The 23,467-nt window shown below is 66.5% G+C and carries 23 protein-coding genes and 1 pseudogene; 12 read left to right on the top strand and 12 right to left on the bottom strand.

The genetic code is table 11. The features are described 5' to 3' along the window. Positions 1 to 23: 23 nt before the first annotated feature. A complete protein-coding gene (locus tag ACQY8M_RS17430) occupies positions 24 to 587 on the bottom strand; it encodes an HNH endonuclease (RefSeq protein ID WP_428674449.1) in 564 nt (187 codons plus the stop codon). Positions 588 to 746: 159 nt separating this feature from the next. Here ACQY8M_RS17430 and ACQY8M_RS17425 point away from each other — a divergent pair, with 159 nt between their 5' ends. Both ACQY8M_RS17425 and ACQY8M_RS17420 read left to right on the top strand, forming a co-directional pair. Continuing rightward, entirely contained in the window at positions 747 to 1,901 is a 1,155-nt protein-coding gene (locus ACQY8M_RS17425; RefSeq protein WP_428674447.1) for a serine hydrolase domain-containing protein, read from the top strand. 51 nt (positions 1,902 to 1,952) lie between these two features. Then, a complete protein-coding gene (locus tag ACQY8M_RS17420; RefSeq protein ID WP_428675378.1) occupies positions 1,953 to 2,561 on the top strand; it encodes a leucine-rich repeat domain-containing protein in 609 nt (202 codons plus the stop codon). Here the strand turns inward: ACQY8M_RS17420 and ACQY8M_RS17415 are convergent. The 9 genes from ACQY8M_RS17415 to ACQY8M_RS17375 form a co-directional block, all read right to left on the bottom strand. Beyond that, a complete protein-coding gene (locus tag ACQY8M_RS17415) occupies positions 2,552 to 3,478 on the bottom strand; it encodes a hypothetical protein (RefSeq protein ID WP_428674445.1) in 927 nt (308 codons plus the stop codon). The genes ACQY8M_RS17420 and ACQY8M_RS17415 overlap by 10 nt on opposite strands. Next, on the bottom strand, positions 3,475 to 4,227 hold the full coding sequence (locus ACQY8M_RS17410; protein ID WP_428674443.1) for an SDR family NAD(P)-dependent oxidoreductase: 753 nt from the start codon (positions 4,225 to 4,227) through the stop codon (positions 3,475 to 3,477). Before ACQY8M_RS17410 ends, ACQY8M_RS17415 begins: the two co-directional genes overlap by 4 nt. Next, entirely contained in the window at positions 4,220 to 5,923 is a 1,704-nt protein-coding gene (locus tag ACQY8M_RS17405) for an acyl-CoA dehydrogenase family protein (RefSeq protein ID WP_428674441.1), read from the bottom strand. Before ACQY8M_RS17405 ends, ACQY8M_RS17410 begins: the two co-directional genes overlap by 8 nt. Further along, on the bottom strand, positions 5,920 to 6,546 hold the full coding sequence (locus tag ACQY8M_RS17400; RefSeq protein WP_428674439.1) for a TetR/AcrR family transcriptional regulator: 627 nt from the start codon (positions 6,544 to 6,546) through the stop codon (positions 5,920 to 5,922). Before ACQY8M_RS17400 ends, ACQY8M_RS17405 begins: the two co-directional genes overlap by 4 nt. A 33-nt stretch (positions 6,547 to 6,579) precedes the next feature. Further along, complete coding sequence (locus ACQY8M_RS17395) at positions 6,580 to 8,148, bottom strand: cyclic nucleotide-binding domain-containing protein (RefSeq protein WP_428674437.1); 1,569 nt, start codon at positions 8,146 to 8,148, stop codon at positions 6,580 to 6,582. Beyond that, entirely contained in the window at positions 8,145 to 8,999 is an 855-nt protein-coding gene (locus ACQY8M_RS17390; protein WP_428675377.1) for an SDR family NAD(P)-dependent oxidoreductase, read from the bottom strand. The genes ACQY8M_RS17395 and ACQY8M_RS17390 overlap by 4 nt, the downstream gene beginning before the upstream one ends. 120 nt (positions 9,000 to 9,119) lie before the next feature. Then, positions 9,120 to 10,325: an NAD(P)/FAD-dependent oxidoreductase gene (locus ACQY8M_RS17385; protein ID WP_428674435.1), complete on the bottom strand. Its 1,206-nt coding sequence runs from the start codon at positions 10,323 to 10,325 to the stop codon at positions 9,120 to 9,122. An 18-nt stretch (positions 10,326 to 10,343) separates the two neighbouring features. After that, positions 10,344 to 11,174, bottom strand: coding sequence for an alpha/beta fold hydrolase (locus ACQY8M_RS17380; protein ID WP_428674433.1), 831 nt, complete (start codon positions 11,172 to 11,174; stop codon positions 10,344 to 10,346). 312 nt (positions 11,175 to 11,486) lie between these two features. After that, the gene (locus ACQY8M_RS17375) at positions 11,487 to 11,978 is read right to left on the bottom strand and encodes an N-acetyltransferase family protein (protein ID WP_428674431.1); all 492 of its coding nucleotides are present in this window, start codon (positions 11,976 to 11,978) and stop codon (positions 11,487 to 11,489) included. An 84-nt stretch (positions 11,979 to 12,062) separates the two neighbouring features. Between ACQY8M_RS17375 and ACQY8M_RS17370 the strand changes: the two genes are divergently transcribed. The 5 genes and pseudogenes from ACQY8M_RS17370 (at position 12,063) to ACQY8M_RS17350 (ending at position 17,286) form a co-directional block, all read left to right on the top strand. Continuing rightward, positions 12,063 to 13,652 carry a winged helix-turn-helix domain-containing protein gene (locus ACQY8M_RS17370; RefSeq protein ID WP_428674429.1) on the top strand — a complete coding sequence of 530 codons (1,590 nt, stop codon included), beginning with the start codon at positions 12,063 to 12,065 and terminating at the stop codon, positions 13,650 to 13,652. Positions 13,653 to 13,759: 107 nt separating this feature from the next. Further along, positions 13,760 to 14,446 (top strand): annotated as a pseudogene (locus tag ACQY8M_RS17365) (response regulator transcription factor); the annotation flags it as partial. Positions 14,447 to 14,558: 112 nt separating this feature from the next. Beyond that, the gene (locus tag ACQY8M_RS17360; protein WP_428674427.1) at positions 14,559 to 14,936 is read left to right on the top strand and encodes a response regulator transcription factor; all 378 of its coding nucleotides are present in this window, start codon (positions 14,559 to 14,561) and stop codon (positions 14,934 to 14,936) included. Further along, positions 14,929 to 16,206 carry a sensor histidine kinase gene (locus ACQY8M_RS17355; RefSeq protein ID WP_428674425.1) on the top strand — a complete coding sequence of 426 codons (1,278 nt, stop codon included), beginning with the start codon at positions 14,929 to 14,931 and terminating at the stop codon, positions 16,204 to 16,206. Before ACQY8M_RS17360 ends, ACQY8M_RS17355 begins: the two co-directional genes overlap by 8 nt. 165 nt (positions 16,207 to 16,371) lie before the next feature. After that, positions 16,372 to 17,286: an MBL fold metallo-hydrolase gene (locus ACQY8M_RS17350; protein ID WP_428674423.1), complete on the top strand. Its 915-nt coding sequence runs from the start codon at positions 16,372 to 16,374 to the stop codon at positions 17,284 to 17,286. Positions 17,287 to 17,429: 143 nt separating this feature from the next. On the opposite strand, the gene ACQY8M_RS17345 is transcribed toward ACQY8M_RS17350, so the two are convergent. Continuing rightward, complete coding sequence (locus tag ACQY8M_RS17345) at positions 17,430 to 18,644, bottom strand: MFS transporter (RefSeq protein ID WP_428674421.1); 1,215 nt, start codon at positions 18,642 to 18,644, stop codon at positions 17,430 to 17,432. A gap of 75 nt (positions 18,645 to 18,719) precedes the next feature. Between ACQY8M_RS17345 and ACQY8M_RS17340 the strand changes: the two genes are divergently transcribed. Continuing rightward, positions 18,720 to 19,451 carry a hypothetical protein gene (locus tag ACQY8M_RS17340; protein WP_428674419.1) on the top strand — a complete coding sequence of 244 codons (732 nt, stop codon included), beginning with the start codon at positions 18,720 to 18,722 and terminating at the stop codon, positions 19,449 to 19,451. Positions 19,452 to 19,573: 122 nt separating this feature from the next. Then, positions 19,574 to 20,017, top strand: coding sequence for a hypothetical protein (locus tag ACQY8M_RS17335; protein WP_428674417.1), 444 nt, complete (start codon positions 19,574 to 19,576; stop codon positions 20,015 to 20,017). An 8-nt stretch (positions 20,018 to 20,025) separates the two neighbouring features. Here ACQY8M_RS17335 and ACQY8M_RS17330 read toward each other — a convergent pair whose 3' ends face one another. After that, positions 20,026 to 21,525 (bottom strand): hypothetical protein, encoded by a 1,500-nt coding sequence (locus ACQY8M_RS17330; protein ID WP_428674415.1) that lies wholly within the window; start codon positions 21,523 to 21,525, stop codon positions 20,026 to 20,028. A 150-nt stretch (positions 21,526 to 21,675) separates the two neighbouring features. On the opposite strand from ACQY8M_RS17330, the gene ACQY8M_RS17325 reads away from it, so the two are divergent. From ACQY8M_RS17325 to ACQY8M_RS17315, 3 genes are all read left to right on the top strand, one after another. Then, positions 21,676 to 21,945, top strand: a complete 270-nt coding sequence (locus ACQY8M_RS17325; protein ID WP_428674413.1) for a hypothetical protein — start codon at positions 21,676 to 21,678, stop codon at positions 21,943 to 21,945. Positions 21,946 to 22,025: 80 nt separating this feature from the next. Further along, the gene (locus ACQY8M_RS17320) at positions 22,026 to 22,418 is read left to right on the top strand and encodes an OsmC family protein (protein ID WP_428674411.1); all 393 of its coding nucleotides are present in this window, start codon (positions 22,026 to 22,028) and stop codon (positions 22,416 to 22,418) included. A gap of 12 nt (positions 22,419 to 22,430) precedes the next feature. Continuing rightward, entirely contained in the window at positions 22,431 to 23,384 is a 954-nt protein-coding gene (locus ACQY8M_RS17315; protein ID WP_428674409.1) for a TIGR03619 family F420-dependent LLM class oxidoreductase, read from the top strand. Positions 23,385 to 23,467 lie beyond the last annotated feature (83 nt).

The raw sequence follows: 23,467 nt of genomic DNA, 5'->3' as shown, positions 1-23,467 counted from the left end.
TAAGCCGGCTTTATTAAGTCGGCTCAACCTTGATCTAGCTCGCTGTCCCAGTACAGGAAGTCGCGCCAGCTCTCGTGCAGGTAGCCGGGAGGAAAGGAGCGGCCGTTCTCCTGCAACTCTGTGGTCGTCGGCTCGGCCGGATAGCGGTGCAGGGTGAGCCCGCTCTCGCGCAGCAGGCGGTTACCCTTGAGCAGGTTGCAGGGGCTGCAGGCGGTAACGACGTTGGTCCAGGCGGTGCGCCCGCCGCGCGACTTCGGCACGACGTGATCGAAGGTCAGCTCGTTGGTCGCAAAGTCGCCCTTGCAGTACTGGCAGGTGAAGTGGTCGCGCAGGAAGACATTGAATCGCGTGAAGGCCGGCCGCCGCGCCGCCGGGACGTATTCCTTGAGCGCGATCACGCTCGGCAGGCGCATCTCGAAGGACGGGCTGTGGATCATGCGGTCGTATTCGGAGATCACGCTGACCCGGTCGAGGAAGACCGCCTTGACCGCATCCTGCCAAGACCAGATCGACAGCGGAAAATAAGAGAGCGGCCGAAAATCGGCATTGAGGACCAGCGCATGGCAGGACTCAAGGCCGGGCGTCACGGCTAGCTCCGCCGCCGTTGACAGGGACTACTGGGAAAGTCGATGCGGTCGACCATTGCATGCTCATTGTGCCAAGGAATTCTGGAAACACAACATGTCGATATCGAGGTCATCGACGTGTCTCACAAAGATAATATGATTGTCGCCGGAGGACACACCATGGACACAGCAATTCGCCCGGCGACGAGCTTCCCCCTGCCGCAGGCCGACCTCGACTCGCTCGGCTTCCGCAAAGGCCAGATCGACCGGTTGGTCGACCTCATCGAGCGGCACATCGCGGCTGGCCGCTATCCCGGCTGCCAGATCGCGCTCGCCCGCCACGGCAAGCTCGCGCTGTTCAGGAGCTTCGGCGATGCCGTTACCGAGCCCGCCAAGCGGCCGGCGACCGACGATTCACTCTGGCTGCTCTATTCCAACACCAAGGTCGTGACCGCCGTCGCGCTGTGGGTTCTGGCCGAACGCGGCCTGTTCGGCTTCTCGGACAAGATCGCCGACCACGTGCCGGAGTTCGCCAGGTTCGCCAAGGGCAACATCACGGTGCTGCAGACCATCACCCATCAGGCGGGCTTCCCCAACGCGGTGGTCGGCAAGGATGCCTGGGCCGACCACAAGCGGCTGCGCGAGGTGGTGTCGAACTTCCCGCTCGAATTCACGCCCGGCTCGAAGGTGCATTATCACGGCCTCACCGCCCACTGGACGCTCGGCGTGCTGATCGAGGCGGTGACCGGCAAGGACTTCCGCGACGTCATCCGCGAGACGGTGACCGAGCCCCTCGGCCTCGCGAACGAACTCTATGTCGGCCTGCCCGAGAGCGAGTTCGGCCGGGCCGCCGACATGCATGAACCCAAGCCGAAAGGCGACGGCTTCCAGCCGAGCGCCGACGCCAATGCCGCCGACTGGCGCAAGGGCGGTGCACCCGGCGGCGCGGGCTACGGGACCGCGCGCGCGATGGCCGCGCTTTACCAGATGATGCTGAACGGCGGCGAGCTCAACGGCACGCGGCTGGTCTCGCCGCGCATGCTGCAATACGCGATCCGCAACCACACCGGCGACCGGATCGACGAGTTCATGGGCATGCCGATGCATCGCGGACTGGGGCCCCACCTGCGCGGCACGACCGAGAACGTGCGCGGCCTCGGCGGCTTCGCCAGCCCGCGCGCCTTCGGCCACGGCGGCGTCGGCACGTCCTACTGCTGGGGCGATCCCGACTCGGGCGTGTCCTTCGCCTATATCACCAACAATCGCCTCCCCGACCCGTGGCACTCCAAGCGCCTCGACATGGTCGCGAACTTCGTCCACTCGGCGATCCTCTAGCAGGGGATGCCCCCACGGCATCTTTCCCTTTGGAAGCAGGCGTTGGGCGTAGTGCCCGACGCCGTGTGGGACGGGACGGACCTGGAGACGCTCGTCCTCGCCGACAACGACCTGACCGAAATTTCCGAGCGTGTCGGGGACCTGCGCCGTCTGCGCATGCTCGATCTGGGCCACAACAAGTTGCGCCATATCCCGTCGAGCCTGGGCCAGCTCGAGCAGCTGACCGATTTCCTCTACCTGCATGACAATCAGCTCTCGGCGCTGCCGCCGTCGCTCGGCCGCCTGAGCCGCCTGCGCTACCTGAACATCAGCGAGAATGCCTTCGACGTCCTGCCCGAGGCGGTGACCGGGATGTCGGGGTTGCTCGAGTTGCGGGCCACCGACAATCGCCTCGCCGAGCTTCCCGCATCGATCTCGCGGCTCGTGCGACTGCGCGAGCTGCACCTGCGGAACAATCGGCTCACGGCCCTGCCCGACATCATCGGCTCGCTGGTCGAGCTTCGCCAGATCGATCTCCGCGGCAATCCGATCACCGCATTGCCCGAGGGCCTGCTGAATCTGCCGCGCCTGGAGAAGCTCGATCTCCGCTGGGTGACGACACTCGATCCACCGCCGTGGTTCGCCGAGCTCGAACGCCGGGACTGCGCTGTCTACCTCTGACCAGCGTCCGCAAAGCTGAAGCCCATGGTGCGGCCGTAGTAGTAGAGGCCGCCGTCCTGCACGATCAGCGCCAGCGCGATGTCGTCGTCGGTGACGGCGCTGCCCTCGGTGACCGGCGCATTGCGGTGGTCATGCGCGGCGCCGGCCGGGGTCAGCAAGGTCACATGCTCAGTCCATCGATAGGTCGCGCCGCCGATCGTCGAGGCGCAGCGCGCCTCACGGAGCGCGAGGACGAGGGCTGCCGCGTTGTGGCGATGCGGACGCTGCGCCTCGCCGGGACGCACGGCGTTCAGGGTCAAGGTCATCGCCGGCAGGCAAGTGCAGAGCCGCTCGGTGCGCTCGCTCGCCATGAAGAGCGCGCGGCCCGGCGTGTCCGGCGCCATCGGCCGGTCGTAGAGGACCCGCAGCTCGCGGGCGATATCCTCGGCGCGATAGTGCGTCGCCTGCACCGGCGCACGCTCGGCGGCTTCGGGACGGACGCCCTGGAACGCCAGCGCCGGCTCGTCGGTGACGAGCCAAAGGACCGCGTCCTCATCGGCCTGCCAGGTCGAGGCGATGCCGCCGGGCAGCGCGAGCATGTCGCCCGCGCGCCAGCGCAGCGTCTCGCCGTCGCGCGCCAGCGTTCCCGTGCCGCGCAGCACCGCCCAGATCTCGCCGCTCGCCGCCAGGGCGCAGGCGAGGCGTTCGCCGGTCCTGACTCGTGCGTAACGCGCCAGCATGAACGGCGTGGTCGCGGCATAGACGGTGCCCAGGATAAGCGACAGGTCGAGCGCGACGAAGCCGGTCGGCGTCTCGTCGGCGAAGGTGCGGCGCATCTCGGCGACAAAGGCCTGCGGCGCGAGCACCGGCCGCTCGATGTTGAAGCCCTGCTCGACCGGGATATAGCGGGCACGTTCGGCGTGGATCGACATCGTCATAGCGCCATGAACCCTCCGTCGGTGCACAGTACGTGCCCGACAACGAATGAAGCCGCACCGGAGGCCAGCCAGACAACAGCCTCCGCCACCTCCTCGGGCTGGCCCATGCGCCGCACCGGCAGGCCCGCCGCGACCGCGCGCATGTCCATGATCTTGGAGGCCAGCATCATGTCGGTCACCACCCGGCCGGGCGCCACGGCATTGATCCGCACGCCCTTCTCCGCGGCCTCCATCGCGGCGGAGCGCGTGAGCGAGATCACCGCCGCCTTCGACGCCGAATAGAGCGCGAGGCCGGGATTGGGATTGCGCAGGCCGCTCACCGAGGCATTGACCACGATCGCGCCGCCGCCCTGCTGCGTCATGATACGGATCTGGTGCTGCAGGCAGAGATAGACCGAGCGCACGTTGGTATCGAACACACGGTCGTACAGAACTGGATCCTGTTCGGCGACCGGCGCGCGCGGCTCCTGGTAGCCGGCATTGTCGAAGGCGACGTCGAGCCGGCCGTGATCGGCGACAATGGTGCGATGCAGGGCTTCTATCGCCGCCGGATCTGTGACATCGGTCGCAATGAAGCGACCGCTGGAGCCGACTTCGGCCAAGGCAGAAACCGCTTTTTCGCCTTCTTCGCGGCGCCGTCCGGCAATCACGACCGCGGCGCCCCGGCGGCCGAAGGCGAGGGCGGCCGCGCGCCCGATCCCGGTCGCGCCGCCCGTGACCAGCACCACCTTGCCCTCGAAGTCACGCATCGGCAGCCATCCGGGCGCGCTCGACGATGCCCTGCTGGTCGAGGCCCGCGGGCAGATTGCCGTAGGTCGCGCCGCCGTCGCCATCGAGGCGGGTGGCCAGGAACGCTTCAGCCACCGACTGCGGCGAATGGCGGACGAGCAGGCTCGCCTGCAGGGCGATCGCCATCTTCTCGACGATGCGGCGCGCCCGCCCCTCGCGCTCGTCGCGCGCAAGCAGCTCCGTCTCGAGCCGGTCAACCATCCGGTCGAGGCGTCGGTCCGCCCCTTTGGCGCGGCGCACCTCGTCGAGGAAGGCCGGCACGCTCTGCGGCGAGCGCGCGGCGGCGCGCAGCACGTCGAGCGCGATGATGTTGCCGCTGCCCTCCCAGATGCCGTTGAGCGGCGCCTCGCGATAGAGTCGCGCCATCGGCCCTTCCTCGATGAAGCCGTTGCCGCCGTGGCATTCCAGCGCCTCGTGGACGACACCGACCGCGCGCTTGCAGTTCCAATACTTGCCGACCGGTGTGCCGATCCGAACCAGCAGTCCGGCCGCTTCGTCACCGGCCTGCTCGTCATCGACGGCGCGCGCCAGCCGGAACGCCAGCAAGGTCGCCGCCTCGACCTCAAGCGCGAGATCTGCCAGCACGTTCTGCATCAGCGGCTGGTCGGCCAGCCGCCGCTGGAAGGCACGTCGCGCGGTGGTGTGATGGATCGCCTCGGACAGCGCCCGGCGCATCAGGCCGGCCGAGCCGATCGCGAAATCGAGCCGCGTCAGGTGCGTCATGGCGAGCGCCGCCTTGATGCCCTGCCCCTCCTCGCCGACCAGCCAGCCGAGTGCGCCGCGATACTCGATCTCGCTCGAGGCATTCGACTTGTTGCCGCACTTGTCCTTGAGCCGCTGGATCAGCAGGCGGTTGCGCGAGCCGTCGGGCAGCCAGCCCGGCAGCAGGAAGCAGGACAGGCCGCGATCGGTCTGGGCCAGGGTGACGAACACGTCGCTGTGCGGCACCGAGAAGAACCATTTATGGCCCTCGATCGCATAGGCCTCGCCCGGTCCCCGCCGCGCGCCGGCCGGACGGGCGGTGGTCTGGGTGGCACGCAAGTCCGAGCCGGCCTGCTTCTCGGTCAACGTCATGCCGACGGTGCCGCCTGTCTTGGCGCTCATCGGCGCAGGCCTCGCGTCGTAACGGCTGGAGAGGATGAACGGCTCCCAGACGGCCGCCAGGTCGGGCTGCAGGCGCAGCGCGGGCACCGCCGAATAGGTCATGCCGAGCGGGCAGCAAATGCCGTTCTCGCCCTGGTTCCACAGGTAGGAGAGCATGCCGCGCGCCACGTGCGCGCCCGGCTCCGGCGAGGTCCACGACAGGGCGTGCGTGCCGTGGCCGATCGCCAGCGACATCAGCTCGTGCCAGGCGGGATGGAACTCGATCTCGTCGACGCGATGGCCGAACCGGTCGTGGCTGCGCAGCACCGGCAGGTTGCGGTTGGCGTCGTGCGCCAGCCGGGCGACCCGCGCGCTCGCGACCGTCGCACCGGCGTCGCTCAGCAGGGCCTGCGCCCAGCCCACCTTCTCGCGGCCCGCGATCTCGACCAGCAGGCGGTCGCCGGTGAAGGCGTTGTGGCCCACCAGCGGCTTCGCCTGGTTCATCACTTCATGCGTCGCATAACCGTCCGGCGGCAGCGACGGCAGGCGGGCGAACAGGTCGGCGGCGCTCATGTCCTGGCCTCACCGGCGCCGATGCTGGCGCGCAAGCAGAAATGCGTGATCTGGTCGACCAGCGCGCGATCGGCGCGCGGCCCGGTGCCCTTGGTCGGAGCGAGCGGGCCAACCAGCGCTTCCATGAAGGCGCCGACGATACAGGCCGCCGCCACGGCAGGATCGAGCGGCGGGAAGGCGCCGCGCATGATGCCCTCGCGCAGCACGCGCTCGAAGCAGCGCGCGAGCTGCGCCCGGTACTCGAGGCGCACCGTCTCGACCTCGGGATCGACCGGCTCGGCGATCAGGGCATAGGCCAGCCGGCGTCCACGGAGCGCGCGGTTGGCAAAGGTGCGGATCGCCGCTTCCAGCTTCTCGGCGGGCATGCCGTCCGCATCGGCGACCGCCGCCACGATGCCGACCTCGCGGGCCGAGACGGTGGCGACGATCTCGGCGCACAGCTCCGCCTTCGAGGACCAATGGCGATAGACCGTGCCAGTCGCGACGCTCGCCTTGAGGGCAACGGTGTCGACCTGCGCGGCGGTCCATCCTCCGTCCGCCACGAGTTCGCGCGCCGCGGCCAGGATGCGCGCCCGCTTGTCGGCCAGCCGCTGTGTTGCCTGTTCAGTTTGACGGTAAACCATGTCCAAGAACTGAACCCAAGTTCAGTCCTTGAGTCAAGCTTCATGCCCCGCTCCGGTGGGTGACGACACGTGAGGCGCCGGGCGGTCGCGCAAGATTCTCCGGATGGCCGAACCGAAAGCGTTGGTTCGATGGTTGTGCCGAAGGTCTTGAGCTTCGGCGGCTCGAACCGGCAGACGCCGGCTGGACAGGCTCGCCACCAGTTCCTCAGCCATCGCCGGCCGATTCGCCAGCAAGGGAGCGATCTCTTGCTGGCCGATTTCATAGACCGTCACACGGGTCAGCGCCTGCAGCGTACAGGCCTCGCCCAACCCGGCGAACAGCCCCATCTCGCCGCAGAAGTCGCCAGGTGCGAGCCGGCCGGCTTCCTCACCGTCGCGCTTCATGACGACGACGCCGGCCCTGATCGTCAAAAGGGCGGACAGCAAGTCTCCCTGCCGGACGATCACCTCGCCCTTGCCGAACTCGCGCACGGAGGTCGCTTCAGCGAGCGCCAGCTTCTCCTCGCGCGTCAAGGTCGCAAAGATCGGTATGGCTTCGATGAGATCGATCGGCTCCACGCGCGGCGGCCGGGCGGTTTCCTCGGTGGGCAGATCGGTCATGGCCACAACGGATTCCGGGGGCACCGCCAGAAGCAGGCCAGCCGACTTGCAGTGGCGATAGAAGAGGTCGAGCACCTCGTTCCGCGCTCTTGACCGATCGGCGGGGCTTGCGACCCGGAATTGGAGTTCGACCGTCAAAGCCACCGCATCAAGGCCCTTGAGCGCGACGGCCGGTGACGGCTCCGCCATGATGGAGCTGCAGCTCAGCAGGACGGATCTCATGACCTCGACCACGACGGAAGGCGTGCGTGTGGGGGCAACGCGGACCGTGAGCGTCAGCAGATGCGTCTCGTCGGGACGGCTGATGTTGGTCACGCCAAGCCGGGCAAGAACGCTGTTCGGCAGCACGACCACGTTGTTGGAGCCGGTCAGGATATGGGTCGAGCGCCAGGTGCTCTCGACGACCCGACCCTCGGTTCCATCGCTGAGAACGATCCAGTCGCCAAGAACATAGGGGCGGCCAAGCGTCAAAGCGACGCCGGAGAAGACATCGCCCAGCGTGCTTTGCAGCGCCAGGCCGAGAATGATGGCAACCACGCCGGACGTCGCCACGAGCGTCCCGATGGGGACGCCGAATACAAAGGTCAGAATGGACAGACCCACGCCGAGATAAACCACGCCGACAACGATATCCTGCAGCAGGCGGGCCTCGCGGGGGTACCGCTCGAGCACGAGGTAGATGCGCACCAGGCCAATGCTCGCCCATGCCAGATGGATCCACCACAGCAGCCTGGCCGAGACGACGAGCAGCGTGGTGCGGTCCACGGCTTCCGACTGGAACGTCATCAGGTCGTCGCCCACGAGAATGGCAGTCATGGCGGCAAAGAAAGCGATCTGGACCACGAGGCGCGTGTTCGAGCGCCTGCTCGGGATCAGGTGCCAGACAATTATGCCGGAGAGACCCACCAGGGCGAGTTGCCCCGCCGGCGACACAGCCAGCGCTTCGAGGAACGTCAGGTTCGACATGCTGAATGCCCCGATCCGATCGCGCGCAGCGATCATGTGACTCCCAGGCCACCGTCGACACCGATTACCTGTCCCGTCACCCATTCGGAGGCCGGATCGGCGAGCTGGACGATCCACCGCGCCACCTCGTCCGGATTGCCACGCCGCTTGAGCGGTATCTGCTCCCGCTCCTGCTCCTTGAGTGCCGCTGCTTGCTGAAGCGAAAGGCCCATCATTCCTGTCAATGCGCCCGTTTCGGTTGGGCCGGCCGCAACGGAATTGACGCGGATTCCATGGAGTGCAAGTTCAAGCGCCCAACAACGTGTGAGGTGTTCCAACGCGGCCTTGCTCGCGGCGTAGTGCGAGAGCAAGGCCGCCGGCTTGTGGCCGAACGTGCTCGATACGTTGACGATCGCTCCCTTGGCCGCCGAAAGAAACGGAAGCGCTGCCGAGGCAAGCAGGCTTGGTCCAACGACATTCACCGCAAGAATCTTCATGATCCGTTCGGCCGTCGCATCGGCAAGCGCCAGGATGGCACCCGCACCGGCATTGTTCACGAGCACATCGAGTCGACCCCATGTGTCGATGGCGCGCGCAACTGTACGCGCTGCATCTCCGGGCTCAGCCGCATCCGCAACCACGCCGACGACATTCGCATGCATGCTCGCCGCCTCTTCGAGCGACGCAGCGTGTCGACCGGTGATGATGACCTTTGCGCCTTGCTCGGCAAAGATCAGCGCCGCAGCCCGGCCGATGCCGGAGCTTCCGCCGGTGATGATGACAACCCTATCGTCATTGGTAGACATATTCGTCCTCGTTGATTTGCGGCCCTGCACCGGCCGGTTGGGTACCTCTTGGACGGTCCGCGCGCCGTCGATCGCGACCGCCATGCCGGCAATCGGGGTCATCGGCGACAAAGGAATGCGACCGCGCCTCCCGGTTGCCCTGTCATGTAAGCTCGCGACGGCGGGTCGACGGCGAGTGGGCTGCGCCTCCGCGTGAAGCGCAACCCTCGCCAGGTGAAGCGTCTACAGGTCGGTAACGCGTTCCGGGTCTGCCGACGCCAGAGCAGCGACACGCTCGGCGCGGGGCGGATAGATCCACACGGTGTTGATGTCGTGCTTGGTCTTCTTTGCTGTCGCGCCGGTCGTCTCGACCTTGCGCTCCCAGCCTCGCGTGAAGATCGCGCCGGCCGCACCGAGGTCGAGACAGGTGACATATGCCTCCTGGTGATACGGTTTGCCCGGCGCCCCCAGCAGTTCGGCGGCGGCATTATGGCCTGCAAAGGCGCCCATCCGCGTGGCGTGCTGGCACGACATGAGCGCATAGTTGCCGAGATCGTCGCATGCTGCCTTGGCAGCGTCGCCGGTGGCGAAAACGCCGGGCACGGAGGGCACGCGCAACTGGCGGTCGACAATGAGCCGGCCGAAATTGTCGCGTTCGCCCGGGATCTGCGCAGTCAATGGCGCGGCTCGCATGCCTGCGGCCCAGATCACGGTCGCGCTTTCGATGTGCGTGCCGTCGGTCAGTGTTACGCCGGATTCGTCCAGCGCAGCGACGCCAGCGCCAAGTCGAACCTCCACACCAAGCTCGCGAAGGGCATCCTCGATGAGCGGCCGGGGCCCTGCGCCCATGTCAGGAGCGATCGCGCCGCCGCGTTCGACGATGACGACGCGCGGCTCGGCATCCTTGCCAAGTATCGCCCGCAAGCGCGCGGGCATCTCCGTCGCCGCCTCGATGCCGGTGAAACCACCGCCAGCGACGACCACCGTATCCCGCGCGCGCGATACCGGCCGATCTGCCAAGCCGTGCAGGTGCCGGTCGAGGGCGATCGCGTCGTCGAGCTGGTCGACGCTGAACGCGTGCGCGGCAAGGCCGGGAATGTCCGGGCGGAACAGCCGGCTGCCGGTGGCCAGGACCAGCCGGTCGTACTGGAGCGATTCTCGCGAACCACTGCCGGTAACGACTTCAACCGCGCGGGATTGGGTGTCGATCGTCTCGGCGCGGCCTTGCACATAGACGACATCGATGGCTGCGAGGACATCCTGGAGAGGTGCCGTCACGGTCTCCGGCTTCGGCTCATAGAGCCGCGGGCGAACCACCAGGGTCGGCTCCGGGGCGACCAGAGCGATCTCGAGGTCCGTGGACGAGACACCCCCGAGGTCGCGAAGGCGAGCAGAGGAAAGGGCGGCATACATGCCGGCGAAGCCGGCGCCGATGATGACGATTCTCATAGCGGTTCACTCCGGTTTTCAGGCAACGATGAACGAAAGCAGGTCGGCATTGACGAGATCGGCGTGCGTCGTGCACATGCCGTGCGGCAGGCTCTCGTGGATCTTGAGCGTGCAGTTCTTCAGCAGCCTGGCCGAGAGGGGCGCAGAGTCGGCAACCGGCACGATCTGGTCGTCATCGCCGTGAAGGACGAGCGTTGGCACGACGATGCTCTTCAGGTCCTCGCTGAAGTTCGTCTCCGAGAACGCCTTGATGCCGTCGTAGTGTGCTCTGGCGCCGCCCATCATGCCCTGGCGCCACCAGTTCAGGATGATTCCCTGCGATGGCTTGGCTCCCGGACGGTTGTAGCCGTAGAAGGGACCGCTCGCGAAATCGAGGTAGAACTGCGCTCTGTTGGCCGCGAGCTCCCGACGCAGGCCATCGAATACCTCGATGGGCAAGCCGCCGGGATTTGCCGCCGTTTTCAGCATCAGCGGCGGTACGGCGCCGATCAGCACCAGCTTGGCGGCGCGTCCGTTGCCATGACGCGCGACATAGCGCGCGGCCTCGCCTCCCCCGGTGGAGTGACCGATGTGAATGGTGTTGCGGAGGTCGAGGTGCTCGACGACCGCGGCGACATCGGCGGCGTAGTGGTCCATGTCATGGCCGTCGCTGGCCTGGCTCGACCGGCCATGCCCGCGACGGTCGTGGGCTACGACACGATGGCCCTGGCCGACGAAGTAGAGCATCTGGGTGTCCCAGTCGTCGGAGCTCAACGGCCAGCCGTGATGGAAGAAGATCGGCTGGCCGGCCTTCGGCCCCCAGTCCTTGTAGAAGATCTGAAGACCATCTCTGGTCGTGACGCTATTCATGGGATTGGTCCTTTGAGCCAAGGGTGATGAATGTTTCTGTTCCTGCGCGGTACGGAGGCCGTCGGCGCGAGACCACAATCGCGCGGCGTGGCGTCCCGTCGGTATCGTGCGGGAGGGTGAGTGAGGCTCGCGGATCGGTCGGTTGACCTGCACCTTGGTCCAGGCCAGGCAAGCGGATTGCGTGGATTGCCACCCATGCCGATCGCGACGATGACGTTCGCCGGCACGGAAATGGCGCGCACCCGCTTGCGCCGTCACCTCACTGCAGAGGGCGAGCGTCCACGTTGCGGGCCCGGCGTTGGGAGGTCGGTTTCAGCCGTCAGAGGCGATGGAGGCGAGCCCGTCGGTTCCCAGCATCCAGCGATCCCAGTCAGGATCTGGGGTGGCGCCCAGCCCACGATAAAATGCCTGCGCCGGGCTGTTGTCCTTGAGGACAAACCAGCAGAATTTCTTGTGTCCGGTGTCCATCGCATGGCGGGCCATGCGCTGCATGAGACGTCGGCCAACCCCCTGGCCACGCACGTCGGCGTCCACGAACAGCCACTTCATCATGAGCAGCGGCTCCAGCGTGTGCATGAAGGGAATCTCGTAATGCACCGCCATGCCGCAGAGCTGGCCGTCACCCCGGTCGGCGACGAACGCGCCGAATTCCGCGCGGTCGCCGAAGCCCCGCCGCGTCAGCTCGGCCTCGGTCAGCCGGAATTCGGTGCCGCCTTCGTAGGCAACGATGCCCTCCATCAGGCGCAACAACTCACGCACGTCTGCTCGAACCATCGGCCTGATCTGCACGCCATCCCTGACCATTCGCGCCTCCTGGGCCGATTTCTCCCATAATGCACCCCACCGGCATTGCTAGAGATTGCTAAGATTTGCTAACGGACATGCTTCATGGAGGCATCTCCGAGCTTCGCCTTCGGGCCGTTCGTGTTCCACACCCTCAGCCGCCGGCTCGACAGGCAGGGCGAGCTCGTGCTGCTGAACTCTCGCGCGACTGAACTCCTGCTGGTGCTGTTGCGGCGAGCGGGCGAGCTCGTGACCAAGGACGATCTGTTGCATGCGGCCTGGGGCAGCCGGATCGTCGCGGAGAACAATCTGACCGTGCACATGGCCACGTTGCGTCGCGTTCTTCGCCGTGGCGGGGAAGCCGACAACTACATCCGGACGGAGCACGGTCGAGGCTATCGCTTCATCGCGCCCGTCGAAGTTGCCCCGACGGACGGTTACAGCGTGCCTGGCGCATTGACGGCCCATCCCCGTCATAGCAACGGGGGACAGATCCGTGGCGGGACGGACTGGCGAGGCATTTCCATCCTCGTCCCACCCGTCCAAAGCCTGCTGAACTCCGAGGCATCGCGATCGCTTGCGGTCGAGATCACGCGGGATCTGATGGTGCAGCTCGCCCGCGTACCCAGTGTGCTGGTGATCGGTTCGGGTGAGTCCCGCTACGCTCTGCGCATTTCCGTTCGGCCGGGAAAGGGCACGGCCCAGATCGTCGCCATGGTGGACGACGCCATCGGGGCGACTGTCTGGGCCGATCGCTTCGAGCACCGGCATGTCGGTTCGGGTCCGATGGAAAGCGAAATCTCGAGCCGTCTCACGAACGCGGTAATCACGGAACTCCTGGATCGAGAGGCGTCGCTTGCTCTTCCCCAGGAGGCGCCGCCTGGCGCCGATGCGCAGCATTGCGCTGTGCGCGGGTGGAGCGCCCTCAATAGAGAGCTGTCGGTGCCCCAGGATATCGCCGAAGCCCGACTATGGTTCGATCGCGCCCTGCTCGACGATCCGACAAATGCCTCGGCCCTTGCTGGATCGGCGTACGCCATCGTCGCCGACAATATCCGGATGACCACACAACACCGCGATGCTCTCGCCAGCGCGGCGATGCGCGCGGAACTACGGCATGCCGACGAACTCGCGACGCGAGCTGTCGCCCGGGCGCCGGACTGGCCGCGCGCCTGGTTCTGCCGCGGCTATGTGAGGCAATGGCAGCAGCGCTTCGATGCGGCGCTGACCGCCTATGAGCGGGCCTTGTCGCTCAATCCGTGCGATGCCGAATCGCTCGCCTACGCCGGCCATATCCATTTTTTGTCGGGCCGCATCGAGGAGATGAGAGCGCCGCTCCAACGTGCGCTCGCCCTCGGCCCGCGCGACCGCGGCGTCGGGCTCTGGCATCATTTTCTGGGTCAGTACGATTTCACACAGGGACGCGACGAGCTTGCGATTCCGTACTTCGTGCGGGGCGCCGATCTTTGCCCCAGCCTCGTCTACCCAGTAGCATTTCTCGCGAGCGCGCTCGCGCATGGCGGCCGAATCGAAGAGGGACGAAGAACGCTCGATGCCTGGTGCGAAGCGATGGGCGGCTTCCGGGTCACGATCGATCAGCTGCGCGCGCGGGTCTTTTCGGACAATGCGATTTATCTGGGCTGCCATGAGCGCTTGTACCGAGGGCTGCGCCTGATCGGCATACCTGAGCGCTGAAGCGGCCGGTCCTGAGACCGCCGTTAGCAAGATTTAGCAACCCGCCGGACGACTTTGCCGGACCTCTCCCTGTAGGGTCGCACCCATCCAGTGCAGGGGATCGACCGATGCAGATTCTGACGAATGCTTCAGCAGCAAAGAGCCAGCCCCGGACAATCCTGGCAAAAACATCACCTGAGGTACATCGCCCTCTGGTCCTGGTCGTCGATGACGACGAGGAGATCCGCCTCGCGCTGCGGGAGCTTTTCGAATCCGTGGGGCTCGACGCGCTCTGCTTCGGCTCGCCGCGGGAATTGCTCGAGGCCAACCTGCCGAAGCGGCCGGGCTGCCTCGTCCTCGACATTCGCATGCCGGGATCGAGCGGCCTCGATCTCCATCAGCAGCTCGCGACGCGCGGTGACCTCCGCCCGGTTGTCTTCCTGAGCGGGCACGGCGACATCCCGATGACGGTTCGGGCGATGAAGGCCGGCGCCGTCGATTTCCTGACCAAGCCGGTGGGCGACCAGGCCTTGCTCGACGCAGTGACCATCGCCATCGAACGGGACATCGCCCTGCAGGCTCGGGCCCGTCTGGTAGGTCTCCAGGTCGAGCTGTTTGCCGCGCTTACGCCGCGCGAGCGCCAGGTCATGCGGGAAGTGGCCCACGGCCGCCTCAACAAGCAGATCGCCTTCGACCTCGGTATCAGCGTCGTCACCGTCAAGCTTCACCGCCGCAACGCAATGATGAAGATGCAGGCCATGTCCGTTGGCGACCTGGTCCGGGCGTGGGAAGCGCTGCCCCCTGAGATCAGGCAAGAGACCCGACCTGAACCCAAGCACAGTATCCGACACGCGGGGATTGGAGGAGATGTCGGGCGTGGCCGCCCCGGTCCTATCAGAGAGGGTCATTCGCTTGTCCAAGGCGCCAATGGTGGCGATTGCCGATGACGACGCCGACGTGCGCGAGGCGCTTGCGGACCTGCTTGGGGTCGTAGGCCTGGAAACGCGCGCGTTCGACCGGGCGGAAGCTCTTCTCGAGGTGATCGGATCGGGCGCGTTCGACTGCATCGTCACCGATGTGAGGATGCCGGGAATGAACGGCCTTCAACTGCTGCGGCGTCTGGGCGACCTCGGCGCGTCGGTTCCGGTGATCGTCATCACGTCCGATTCCGATTCTACGATTCGTTCTCGGGCGCTGGCAGGCGGTGCGCATGCTCATATGGTGAAGCCGATCGAGGACCGCGTGCTTCTTCTTCATCTCGCATCCGCTCTGGCGGGAAAATGGAAGGGGACCCCCAATGGCTAACGCTGCCAGTCAGCGAGTTCCCGCTGCCGAACAGGACGTGGGTGCGAATGCCGATCGGGTTTCCTGGGACTTCGGAACAAGTGCGGAAGAGTACCGCAAGCTCATCCATTATCTGCCGGTTGCCCTCTGGCAGGTCGATACGCGAGGTGCCAGTGCGGCGTTCGATCGATTGAAGGCAGAAGGAATCGTCGACATTGCCGCCTATCTCGACGCCCATCCGGAGCTGGTCGAGCATGCCCAGGATGTGGTTCGTGTGACGGCGGTGAACCGCGAGGCGGTATCGCTGCTTCGCGGGAGCAGCGCCTCGGAACTCGTCGGGCCGGTTCGTTATGTCTTCTCGGCCTCGCCGGAGCTGGCAAAGCGCGTGATGGTCGCTCACTTCGAGGGGCGGCGGAACTATTTTGAGGCGACCAGAATAACCGCTTTCGATGGCACGCGGATCGACGTGCTCTTCTCCACGACCTATGCCACGCCGTCACAAGGGCTCGACACCTCCCTCCTGATGATGATCGACATCGGGGAGCGACTGAAAGTGGAAGCGCAGCTGCGACAGCTTCAGGCGGATTTCACGCACGCCGCCCGAATATCGATGCTCGGCGAAATGGCTACATCGATCGCCCACGAGGTCAAGCAACCCCTCACGGCGATCGTCACAAATGCGGAGACGAGCCTGAGATGGCTGGCGCGGAAAGACGTCAACATACAGAAGCTGAAGCAGCTCACCACACGCATCGTATCGAGCGCGCGACGCGCAAGTGACATCGTCCAGCGCGTCCGCGGAATGGCCACGAAGCACGAACCCGGTCGCGCCGCTCTCGACCTGAACGAGATTGTCGACGAGGCGCTGCTATTCGTCCGCCACGATATCGAGGCGTGGTCGATAGATCTTTCTGTGCGGTACGTCGCGCATCCGACCAGGGTGATCGGCGACCGCATTCAATTGCAGCAGGTGGTCGTCAATCTGTTGGTCAACAGCATCCAGGCCATTGCGCAGAGCGGCGGAGCGACGCGCCGGATCGAGCTTGCCACGAGTGCCGGCGCGGACGGCTCTGCGGACTTCTGCATCCGGGATTCAGGGCCGGGCATTGCTGACGAGAATCGCGAGCGGATATTCGACAGCTTCTTCACGACCAAGGACACGGGCATGGGGATCGGGCTCGCGATCTGCCAATCCATCATCGTCTCCCATGGCGGCGCAATCACGGCCTCCAACCATCCGCAGGGAGGGGCGCAGTTCCGGTTTTCGTTGCCGCCCGGCGTCGCCGACTAGAACCGCGATCTTGCCGACCGGCAGCCGTTCAACGCCCTGCAACCTCGAGGGCCGGACCTATGCCGTGGTATCGCTTGCCCTCTCCTTCGAGCCAATGCACCGGAGACACGCCTCAACGTAACGTCGTCTGTGCCGCAACAAGGCGGCAATCAACAGGAGACGAACATGAGCCTAGACATCACCTCCCACCGCGGCACACCCGTGCCCAACGAGCTGGTCCCCTCGCGCTACGCGCTGCGGGTCGGCGAGATCGACGTGCTGGTCGTCAGCGACGGGGTGTTACTGCTGCCCACCGCGACTCTGGCGACAAATGTCGACCCGTCCGTCCGCGCAGCTTGGCTGGAGGATATGTTCCTGCCGCCGGACAGGTTCGACTGGCCGCTGAACGTGCTCGTGGTACGCAGCGGCAGTCAGACCATCCTTGTCGATTCCGGGCTGGGGGATGAATACCCTGGCTTCCCGCGGGCCGGCCAGCTGGCCCTGCGACTGGCGGCCGCCGGCATCGAGCTCGCCTCCGTGACCGACGTGGTGCTTACCCACATGCATATGGACCATGTCGGCGGGCTGCTCGTCGACGGGGTGAAGAACCGGCTGCGTCCGGATGTGCGGGTCCACGTGTCGGCCACCGAGGTCGCGTTCTGGGCCTCGCCCGACTTCTCCCACACCTCCATGCCGTCGCCGGTGCCAAAAGTGCTTCGGTCAGCGGCCAAGCGGTTCTTGAACGAGTACGGCAGCCAGCTGCGGACTTTCGACGAGGAGCATGAGGTGGCTCCGGGAGTGGTCGTCCGTCGCACCGGTGGCCATACCCCCGGGCACAGCGTGGTCCACGTGGCGTCCGGCGACGATCGGCTGACATTCGCTGGGGACGCTATATTCCCGGTCGGTTTCGACCACCCCGACTGGCACAATGGCTTCGAGCACGACCCCGAGGAGGCCGCCCGCGTTCGGATCATGCTCTTGCGCGAGCTGGCGGCGACGGGCGCGACGCTCGTAGCCACTCACCTGCCGTTCCCATCCGTCGGCCGGGTAGCGGTCGCCGGCGACGCCTTCCGCTGGGTCCCGGCCGTCTGGGACTTCTGATCGATTGCTCAGTTAGGATCGAACTAGGGCGTGGATCGATATCGTCATCGAGTTCACGCCCTAGATTGCCTGTCCGATCGGCCGCTTTCCGTGCCGAGCTCGCTCGTTGGCGAGGAGATCCAACAGCAACGGAATGTCACAGATCAGCGGCTGAGCCTCTCCCGCGCGCCGGCCTCGCTGCCGAGCGAGGCAGCGGCCAGAGCGAGCGCGCAGACGGAGAAGACCATCACTGCGGCATAGCCGCCGGTGAGGTCGTGCAGCAGCCCGCCGACCCAGGCGCCGAAGAAGCCGCCCAGCCCCATGCCGATGCCGATCAGGCCGTAGATGCGGCCGAAATGGGCGCCGCGATAGCGCAAGGTCGCGAGGGTCGAGATCATCGGACCGCGCGAGCCCTGGCTGCCGCCGAACAGCAGCACGTAGGCCCAAAGCCAGAAGACATCGCCCGGTCCCTGCACCAGGGCGAGAGCGCCGACGCCCAGGATGGAACAGCCATAGGCCAGGAGTGCCGCGATCTTGCGGCCGCCGCGGTCGGCCAGCCACGAGAAGCCGACCATGCCGAGCGGCGTCAGCACGCCCGAGACGGCGAGCGCGCGCGCGGCGTAGCCGCCCTCGAGGCCGCGCTCGAGCAGGTAGCTCATGGCCTGCGGCACGATCGAGAAGATGCCGACCGAGGTGAAGCCAAAGGAGAAGGTGAGCGCCCAGAACGGCCAGTCGCGCACGGCCTCGCCGACGGTCGGGCCGGCGCCCGCCTCGGCGTGCTGGCGCACCAGGCCCGGCGCGCCCGACGCGATGCGGCGCCATGGCAGCACGAGGAGCAGCGGAATGAAGACGGCGCTCACGACGGCGAAGACGAGATAGGCGTGGCGCCAGCCCTCGGTGGCGATCATGTACTGGGCGAGCGGGATCATCAGCATGGTGCCGACACCCGACGCCGACCAGGCAACGGCGAGCGCCACACCGAGCCGCCGCGTCGGGAACCAGCGGCCGAGTAGCGAGGCGCTGAGCACACCCGAGACGGCCGCACCGCCGAAACCCAGCATCACACCCAGCGTGACATAGAGATGCCACAGCGCCGTCGCGTAGGAGGCCGCCAGAAGACCCAGCGCCACCAGCAGCATGCCCGTCACGGTGAGCACCCGCAGCCCGAACCTGTCGAGGATCCAGCCGTTGACCGGGCCCGAGATGCCGCCGACCAGCAGCGCGAAGCTGTAGATGACCGTCACCGGACTGCGACTCGCATTGAAGCCGTGCTCGAGCGCCGGCACGAATACCGGGAAAGCGTCGCCGATCGAGCGGCTGGCCACGCCCAGAACGAAGCACAGCGCCACCAGCAGCCAAGGCACGAAGCGGCTCATCATCGAATTCCTTCGCATGCCGCAAGACTTGCGTCAGCCGCGAGCCTCCTGCAGGTTTCGCGCCGCGGAGGGGGTAGCGTGAATACAGTCATCATCGCGCCGGGCTTCAACGGCCCGCGCCTGTCGGGCAACGGCGGTTATGTCGGCGGCGTGCTGGCGGAGCGATACACCCAGACCTTCGGCGGCGACGGCACGGTGGAAATCACCCTGCGTGCGCCCATACCGATCGCCCGGGAACTGCAGGTCGTGCGCGAGGGCGAGGCGCTGATGCTGCGCGATGGCGAAACCCTGATCTGCGAAGCACGCGCGGGCTCGGTCGCCCACCTCGAACCGCCACCGCCGCCGACAGACTGGAGCGACGTGATGCGCCGCGGCGAGGAAGGCGGCAGCCCGCCGGACACCGATTTCCACTGGTGCCTCGTCTGCGGCCGAGGTCGCGCGGTCGGCGACGGCCTGCGCGTGCTTGGCACGGCGGGGCCACAGCCGGGCACGTCGCTCTCCTGTTACGTGCCGCACCCCAACCATGCCGATGCCGAGGGCCGCATCAGGCCCGAGTTCGTGTGGGGCACGCTCGATTGCCCCGGCGCCTTCGCCGCCCAAGACCCCAACGACATGCGCCCGGCCCTCACCGGCCGAATGACGGCCAAGGTGATCGAGCCGCCCAAGGTCGGCGAGCGCTGCGCTGTAGTCGGTTGGCGGATCGGCGTCGACGGCCGCAAGCTCTATTCCGGTACGGCGCTCTATACCGAGTCCGGGCGGCTGTGCGCGCTTGGGACCTGCACCTGGATCGTGCTGAAGAGCACAGCGTGATCGCAGCCCGCCGGGGTCGTTGCCAACCAAGCCTGGATTTGCCAAAGTTGCACTGATCGGGCGGTGATCAAGACCTCGGGCTGCATCGGGCAGAAGGGGAAACCCCGCCAGAAACCAAACCCATGCCTCCCTCTTATACGGTGCTGCTGATCGGCGGCGTCCTGCCTGCCTGTCTGTGGGCGGTCACCGCAGTCCTGCAGAAGCTGAGTGCGCAACACGGGCTGGGTCCGGGGCCCTTTCTCGCCGCCTTCGGGGCGATGGTCCTGGCTGCGGGACTCGTCCTGTCCACGCTGCTGCGCGGAACCGCCGAAGTGTCGTGGCCCGGCCTGCGCTACGCGCTCGCCGCGGGCCTGACCTACGGCATTGCCACTGGATTGATCAGCTACGCGCTGCTGCGCTTTGGCGTGCCGATCTCGAAGCTCGCGCCGATCCTCGGGTGCAACGTCCTGGTCACTGCCCTGATCGGCGTTTTCCTGCTGGGCGAAGGGGCCGACCTGGATGTCTGGAAGGCCGTTGGCGGCACCGTGATAGTCCTGGTCGGGCTCGCCTTGGTGACCGCCGCCTAGGGCGGTCGCTAACGCTCGCGCACGAAGATGACGGCCTTTTCGTCGGCGTAGGCCCGGCGCCAGCCCGGCAGGCGGGCGAGCAGATTGTTGGCCGGCTCGCCCTTGAGCAGCAGGGTCCAGCTTACGTTCCAGCGTTCGAGCGTGTGCTCGAGCAGGTTCGGCTCGGCGCCCGTGAGGTGGATGGCCTGGACGTACTTCCTGATGAACTCGCCGCCGAAGAGCTCGCCGCGGCCATCGATGAAGGTCGGGATCCCGGCGTTGATCAGATAGCCGCCATAGCCGTAGTGGTTCAGTACGTGGCCCATGGTGAGGCCAGCCTCGCGGGCGAACTCGAGCGCAGCCGTCGGGGCGGTATCCTCGGGGGGCCGGATATCGGCGAAGCGCACCAATGCCGTAATATAGACAATGCCTAGAAACAATCCGAGCGCCAGCATGTTGCAGCCGGCCGGTCCGGCGAGGGCGCCGAAGAGACCTCTGCCCTCAGGATCGCGCCGCATCGCCGGCCAGTCCCGTGCCAGCACCGGGGCGATCACGAGCGGCGCCAGGGTCGCCAGCAGCTCGGCGTTACGCACATGGCGCAGGAACATGTGCGTCAACCCGATCACGATCACGACCCGCATCAGCGGCAGCTTCACGCCGCGCGCCAGCACGAGGTAGAGCGCGATCAGCAGGATTGCTTCCATCAGCGGCTGGGTCTGGAAGTCGGGCGACTTCCATTCCGTAATCAGGGCCAGCGCGTCGCCCATCCCCAGGATCTGCAAGGTCGCCAGCATCGACCCCGCGCCGTAGGGCGTGGCGCACGACACGAGCAGCGCGGCGACGCTGAATTTCAGCCAGCCGCGCAAGATAATCTTGCGCTCGACAGGATCGCGGCCGCCCAGCAGCGCCTCCAGCGCGAAGGCACCGGTCAGCATGAGGCCGAGGGTGAAGCCGCCATGCAGATTGGCCCAGAGCAGCATCGCCAGCAGCAGCAACGGCTCCGGCGCGCGGCGCTCCTCGACGGAGCGGATCAGGCCGGCGACCCACAGCAGCATGAAGGGGAACGCGAGCGCGAACGGCCGCGCCAGGAAATGGGGGGCCATCATGGTGACGGCCGCCGCCGTGAACAGCAGCGCCGGCAGCGGCCGGATGTCCCGGAGCAGGAAGCGCAGCAGCACCGCCGAGGTGACGCCAAAGGCCGCCGCGCACAGCGCGACCACCCCGCCCCAGCCGCCGGCATTGTAGGCCAGCGCCATCAGTACCTGCGAGCCCCACTCCTTGGCGATCCAGGGCTGGCCCGTGAAGGTGTAGGAGTAGCTGTCGACGGTCGGCACCGCGCCGTGTTGCAGGATCCAGCTGCCGACCGTGATGTGCCAATGGCTGTCCGGATCGGCCAGCAACGGCAGGCCGTTCGTGTTGGCGAGAGCGGCGAAAACGATGAAGCCGGTCAGCAGCGGGAGCGACAGGGCCCATGGCGAAACGGCGGCGAAACGGCCAGAAGAAAGCTTAAGGCCGGACGCGACCGCCACGGGAGAACCTCCAGTTTAACTATAAAAACGTGAAGTAATATGTTGATATTATTCAATTTATGAACTTTAATCAATGCGGCGAGAAAGTGTCCGAGACCCTGAAACGACTTTTGCGTTACAGAGCGGTCCGGCTGGCCTCGGGAGATATCGATGGCAAGGAGCAAGAAGACTCTGGTTGACGCGGTCGCCGGCTCGGTGACTGACGCAGTGGCGAGCGCGATTGATGCGCTGGCGCATCCGATGCAGACGGTTGGCCTTGCCAAACGCAAGGCCGTAACCAGGACCAAGGTGGCCAAGAAGGCCGTGAAGAAGACGGCGAAGAAGGTCGCCCAGAAAGCGCCCACGAAGAAGGTGGTGAAGAAGGCCGTCAAGAAAGCGGTCAAGAAGGTCGCGAAGAAGGCGCCCAAGCGTCGCCGCTAGCCCGCATTGGGCCTCACTTTGCAGCGGTAAGGCCCGCACGATTCCCCGAAAGTGCGCTAGATTGCCTCCCCGGAGGAAGCATGGCGCACGCAAAAGCACGCATCGGAACCGTCGACTACGCGACGGCGATCGCAACCGGTCATCACCGGCTGACGGCCGATGAAGGTCCCGAGCTGGGCGGCAGGGATGCTGGCCCCGCGCCCTACGACCTGCTGATCTCGGCACTCGGCGCCTGCACGGTGATCACCTTGCGCATGTATGCCGAGCGCAAGCAGTGGCCGGTCACGGCGGTCCACGCCGACATCCATTTCAAGCGTGGCGACGACAAGGTCGAGAGCATCGATCGCGTGCTACATGTCGAGGGCTCGATCGACGCCGAGCAGAAGAAGCGCATGGCCGAGATCGCCGAGCGCACGCCGGTGACCCTGACCCTCAAGCGCAGCCTCGAGATCCGCACCACGCTCGGAACCTGACGGAGAACCATCATGAAAATCGGCTTCAACGCCCCCACCGCGGGGCCCCTGTCCGCGCTCGATCCACTGACCAAGCTCTGCACCGGCGCGGAGGAACTGGGCTTCGACTACGCCACGTTCAGCGACCATGTCGTCATCCCGACCGACATCTCCTCGCCCTACCCCTACAGCGCGACCGGCGAATTCAGCAATCAGGGCAACGGCGAGCGCAACGAGCAGCTGATCGAGCTCGCCTTCGTCGCCGCCCGCACCGGCAAGCTCCGCCTGGTCACCTCCGTCATGGTCATCCCGCACCGGCCGGCCGTGCTGGCGGCCAAGCAACTCGCGACGATCGACGTGCTGTCGGGCGGCCGCGTGACGCTCGGCATCGGCGCCGGCTGGATGAAGGAGGAGTTCGAGGCGATCGGCGCCCCGCCCTTCGCCGAGCGCGGCAAGGTGACGGACGAGTATATCGCCGCCTTCAAGGAGCTGTGGACCAGCGACAAGCCCAGCTTCGCCGGCGACTACGTGAAATTCGACAAGATCGTGTTCGCGCCCAAGCCGACGCAGAAGGCCGGCATCCCGATCTGGGTCGGCGGCGAATCCGGCCCGGCGCTGCGCCGCACGGCCAAGATCGGCGACGCCTGGTATCCGATCCCGACCAACCCCGCCTTTCCGCTCGACAGCCTGAAGCGCTTTGCCGCCGGCGCGGAGAAGCTCGCCAGGATGACCAAGGAGGCCGGCCGCGACCCCAAGGCCGTCGGCATCACCATGCGCCTTCAGCGCTTCGGCGACACGCTGCCGGACAAGGCAGGCGATGGCGAGCGCCGGCTGTTCTCCGGCACGCCGGCCGACCTCGCCGCCGACATCAAGGCGCTCGCCGCGCACGGCGTCGGCGCCATCGACATGAACTTCGCCGGCTCGACCGTCCCCGAGATCCTGGCCGAGATGAAGCGCTTCAAGACCGAGGTGATGGCGCGGCTCTAACCGCGGTCATCATCCTCTCCCGGACCGCGAGCGTCTCGCTCGCTCATGAGCTTGAGCGAGCGGGACGCTCGCGGTCCGGGAGA

Source organism: Reyranella sp. (assembly GCF_965279465.1).
In the GTDB taxonomy this organism is placed as follows: domain Bacteria; phylum Pseudomonadota; class Alphaproteobacteria; order Reyranellales; family Reyranellaceae; genus Reyranella.
Note: the sequence above shows the minus strand (reverse complement) of the source record. Positions and strands in the feature narration are given on the sequence as shown.

Excerpts from the sequence above, each read along its gene's own strand:
- ACQY8M_RS17405 (WP_428674441.1), bottom strand. The coding sequence starts at position 5,923 with ATGAGCGCCGCCGACCTGTTCGCCCGCCTGCCGTCGCTGCCGCCGGAC.
- ACQY8M_RS17325 (WP_428674413.1), top strand. The coding sequence starts at position 21,676 with ATGGCAAGGAGCAAGAAGACTCTGGTTGACGCGGTCGCCGGCTCGGTG.
- ACQY8M_RS17315 (WP_428674409.1), top strand. The coding sequence starts at position 22,431 with ATGAAAATCGGCTTCAACGCCCCCACCGCGGGGCCCCTGTCCGCGCTC.
- ACQY8M_RS17380 (WP_428674433.1), bottom strand. The coding sequence starts at position 11,174 with ATGAATAGCGTCACGACCAGAGATGGTCTTCAGATCTTCTACAAGGAC.
- ACQY8M_RS17335 (WP_428674417.1), top strand. The coding sequence starts at position 19,574 with ATGCCTCCCTCTTATACGGTGCTGCTGATCGGCGGCGTCCTGCCTGCC.
- ACQY8M_RS17360 (WP_428674427.1), top strand. The coding sequence starts at position 14,559 with ATGGTGGCGATTGCCGATGACGACGCCGACGTGCGCGAGGCGCTTGCG.
- ACQY8M_RS17390 (WP_428675377.1), bottom strand. The coding sequence starts at position 8,999 with ATGACCCCGATTGCCGGCATGGCGGTCGCGATCGACGGCGCGCGGACC.
- ACQY8M_RS17370 (WP_428674429.1), top strand. The coding sequence starts at position 12,063 with ATGGAGGCATCTCCGAGCTTCGCCTTCGGGCCGTTCGTGTTCCACACC.
- ACQY8M_RS17400 (WP_428674439.1), bottom strand. The coding sequence starts at position 6,546 with ATGGTTTACCGTCAAACTGAACAGGCAACACAGCGGCTGGCCGACAAG.
- ACQY8M_RS17320 (WP_428674411.1), top strand. The coding sequence starts at position 22,026 with ATGGCGCACGCAAAAGCACGCATCGGAACCGTCGACTACGCGACGGCG.
- ACQY8M_RS17425 (WP_428674447.1), top strand. The coding sequence starts at position 747 with ATGGACACAGCAATTCGCCCGGCGACGAGCTTCCCCCTGCCGCAGGCC.
- ACQY8M_RS17355 (WP_428674425.1), top strand. The coding sequence starts at position 14,929 with ATGGCTAACGCTGCCAGTCAGCGAGTTCCCGCTGCCGAACAGGACGTG.
- ACQY8M_RS17345 (WP_428674421.1), bottom strand. The coding sequence starts at position 18,644 with ATGATGAGCCGCTTCGTGCCTTGGCTGCTGGTGGCGCTGTGCTTCGTT.
- ACQY8M_RS17415 (WP_428674445.1), bottom strand. The coding sequence starts at position 3,478 with ATGACGATGTCGATCCACGCCGAACGTGCCCGCTATATCCCGGTCGAG.
- ACQY8M_RS17375 (WP_428674431.1), bottom strand. The coding sequence starts at position 11,978 with ATGGTCAGGGATGGCGTGCAGATCAGGCCGATGGTTCGAGCAGACGTG.
- ACQY8M_RS17385 (WP_428674435.1), bottom strand. The coding sequence starts at position 10,325 with ATGAGAATCGTCATCATCGGCGCCGGCTTCGCCGGCATGTATGCCGCC.
- ACQY8M_RS17350 (WP_428674423.1), top strand. The coding sequence starts at position 16,372 with ATGAGCCTAGACATCACCTCCCACCGCGGCACACCCGTGCCCAACGAG.
- ACQY8M_RS17410 (WP_428674443.1), bottom strand. The coding sequence starts at position 4,227 with ATGCGTGACTTCGAGGGCAAGGTGGTGCTGGTCACGGGCGGCGCGACC.
- ACQY8M_RS17395 (WP_428674437.1), bottom strand. The coding sequence starts at position 8,148 with ATGATCGCTGCGCGCGATCGGATCGGGGCATTCAGCATGTCGAACCTG.